The 3,201-nt window shown below is 58.5% G+C and carries 2 protein-coding genes; one reads left to right on the plus strand and one right to left on the minus strand.

The window, feature by feature from the left end; all coding sequences use genetic code 11:
- Positions 1-38: 38 nt before the first annotated feature.
- Positions 39-1,436, minus strand: coding sequence for a YcaO-like family protein (locus ENZ75_RS26220; protein ID WP_063168715.1), 1,398 nt, complete (start codon positions 1,434-1,436; stop codon positions 39-41).
- Between the two features lie 164 nt (positions 1,437-1,600).
- Between ENZ75_RS26220 and ENZ75_RS26225 the strand changes: the two genes are divergently transcribed.
- A partial coding sequence (locus ENZ75_RS26225; RefSeq protein WP_164888010.1) for a hypothetical protein occupies positions 1,601-3,201 on the plus strand: 1,601 nt, incomplete at its 3' end.

The following is a 3,201-nucleotide window of genomic DNA, read 5'->3' on the forward strand; positions in this document are numbered from 1 at the left end:
GGTCTCCAACGTGCCCGTGTCGTCATTGCCTGTAACAATTAGATCAAAAGTTTTCTGGCCTGCGAGAGGCGGCCTGCTGTTTTGCTCGAATCACTTGCGATGGAAGGTGCGGCGTTTCGGTGGCAGCCCCAGCGCGCTTTGAAATGGGATAATCCCTCGCAGATCGCCTTTGCAACGGGGATACCAATCTCGGATCGCGAAAGATCGGCGAACCAGACCTGCGAACCACAAACTTCGCCGATTTCATTCAGCAGGTCGGTGACGTTGCTTTCGCCAGCGCTTTCCAGGCCGTCGGCAGGCTTGCCGATGGCGAAACGAAAGTTGCGCACGTCAGCGAAACGCTTCCAGCGGGTCATCCGACAATCGTCATCGCTCATCGTTTTATTACGGGGCCGTTCTGCCCTTTCGGCATGGGCCTGCATTGCAGCTTCGGATTGTATCAATTCCAAAAACGCGGACCGGGCGGCAGCAACCATATCGAAGCTGCACCCGAAACCCACCGCCATATGCTCGCCACTGTCTTCGCAGCTGATCGCCGCCGTCACAATGGCCGTGCGGAAGGACGAGATATCGAGAAGCCAGAGCCTGCGTCCCGTTTCTTGGCGATGCTGCTGGATGTGAGACGCCAAGCCTTGGTCATCAAGCCGCGCGATATCCAGCCGCTTTCTCAGGGAGCCTCGGTGCCACCATATCCCTGTGGCGTCTCGTTCGACGAGTTCAAGCAAGGCGCGGGTTCTTGCATCCGCCCGCGTTGTGCCAGCGGCGCAACCATTGGTGTCGACGTTCAAGCTGCAATCGCCATATGCGACGTCACCAAAGCGGCCATAGCAGAGAAACGCCGGACAAAGCGCGACCCTATCGTCATGGAAGCTGCGAACGGACGCCCATAGCTGGGGATTGTTCAGATGATCCGTTGAAGGGATACTGTCCCAGCCACGCCACATTCTGTTGAGCCGATCGCGATGTCGGATCTGTTCCAGCGAAAAGCCCAATACCTGAATCGCATCGATCCTCATTCCATCGCCTGGAGAGCCGATGCGTGCTGACGCCGTGACGTCTTCGGCTCTGCAGGCCCAGCTGGAAATCTCCGCGGCCTCTCCGAGGCAAGACAGCACGGCCGTGCCGGCATCAAAGCCTTTGCCACTTGCCGTGAATCGTTTCTCATTCCCTTCGAATGGAGCAATGTTGGACATAGCCAGGAATCCACCCGGAACATCGAACACTTCAACGCCAATGTCGTGCCGTGTCGCGAAGTGCAAAAGGGGCAGCCCATTCTCGGGCGCAGCGACAAGGGTCGCAGCCAGATTCTCCAAAACATCCAAATCATCTTCACTCGACTGGCGGTCCCAGGTCGGGTCGTCTTGGTTCACCGTCATCGGCCGGCCGTGATGCATCAGCAGAGCAAGCGTTGTCCAATGCGACCCGCGCAACAGCATGTTGGCTCTTTCAATATCTTGGCTTCTGCTGTTTACGTAGGGTAAGCGGTGGCGCCCGTTGGCGACCGAGACGATAGCCGGCGGAGTTGACAATTTCCACAGACGGTCTGGCGATTAGGCTAATCGGCGGTTTCGAGCTTCGCAAGGGCTCGGAGACGTTCTCGTTGGGCAAGCGGAAGGCCTGCGCGATTCTCGCCTATCTGTTACTGAGCGGCAGGTCACGCGAGACGCGCGGGCGACTGGCGGCATTGCTTTGGAGCGAGCAGGACGAGGAGCATGCGCGCGGATCACTGCGCCAGTGCATAAAGGATCTCCGACGCCTGGCAAGCGAGACCAGGCTTAATTACCTCGCGGTCGACAAGCTCGTCCTGGGAATCGATCCGACTGCAATCCGTTCCGACATCGATGAGCTTGAACGTGCGCTCGACGACCGCAATTATGACGGTGCGCTGCTCCTGCTGGCCAAAGCCAGGGATGGACTTTGCGCCGGGTTGGACGATTGCGATCCTGTCTTCGACAACTGGCTGAGAATGCAGTCGACGATGATAACCGACAGGCTGGTGACACGGCTCGCAGCCTGGCTGGCGGCCGAGACAGACCCGAGACAGCGCAAATCCATCGCTGCGTGCATCCTGCAACTTGATCCGTTTTTCGACGATGCCGTGGTGGAGACCATTCGGAGGGTCTGTGAGGAAAGCGGTTATGCCCGCGCCCTAGCGTTCTTCGACCGCTACGCGGCCGAACTCAAAGCGGACATGGATCTGCGACCACCGGCAGAAATCCTCCACCTTCTAGAGGCGCTCAAGCCGGGCAACGACGGTGAAAAGCGGGCGGCTGACCCCGACCTTGCGCAAAGCGATCACGACAGCCGCATCCCAGGGAAGCCGACAATCGCCATCATCATTGCCAGGCGCGAAGCAGAGAACGAGCACCTGCAATTTGCCTTGGCGACAGAGCTTCTGGCTTCGATTTCCCGATTTAGGCATTGGACAGCCGTGTCAACGGAGTTGCAAGCCGGTGAATTCTCACTGGATCAGATGCATCAGGCGGCAGGCGAACACGTGGATATCGGCGTCCTCATCCGTCTGATCGACACGGATGGACCAGCAGTGTTCCAAATTACCTGCTATGATTTCCTGCAAGAAGGAGAAGCCTTCGTTCTCACCGTTCCGTCGGATCCGTCTTCCTGGCGCTCGGCCTTCAATGAAGTTTGCGCACGCTTTTCCGCGCGCCTGCAGATTGCCTTGTCCAGTGCCAGGCTGCATCGCATATCGCAAGCTTCCCCGAACCATTTCTCGGCCTATGATTGCTGGCTGGACGGACAGCGGCTTTCGATCATGTGGCGAAAGGACACCGAAGAAGCTGCCATCGCCCGCTACGAGGAAGCCATCCGGCTTGATCCCGATCTGTCCTGCGCTTATTCCAGCCTCGCTGCGGTGCTCAACTCGCGTTGGATCGTCGTTCCGGGTGCATCGTCGATCGAGCAGGATCTAAAGCGCGCATTCGAACTGGCCAAGCGTTCGGTCCTGCTCGACCCATTCGACCACCGCAACCAGGTAAATCTGGCCTGGAGCCACCTTCTGGCGCGACGCTGGGAGCTGGCCGATTTTCACTTCAGCCTTGCACATGAGCAAAATGCCGGGAACCCCGCGACGTTGATCGCCTACGCGCTGGCCAGCTCCTTCATGGGTGATCATCAACGGGCATCGGAGCTTTCGAAGCGCAGTTTCGACCTCAATCCCATGCCCGACGCTCACTATCATGG

The organism is Mesorhizobium sp. M7A.F.Ca.CA.002.04.1.1, assembly GCF_004022805.1.
Classification (GTDB): Bacteria; Pseudomonadota; Alphaproteobacteria; order Rhizobiales; family Rhizobiaceae; genus Mesorhizobium; species Mesorhizobium ciceri.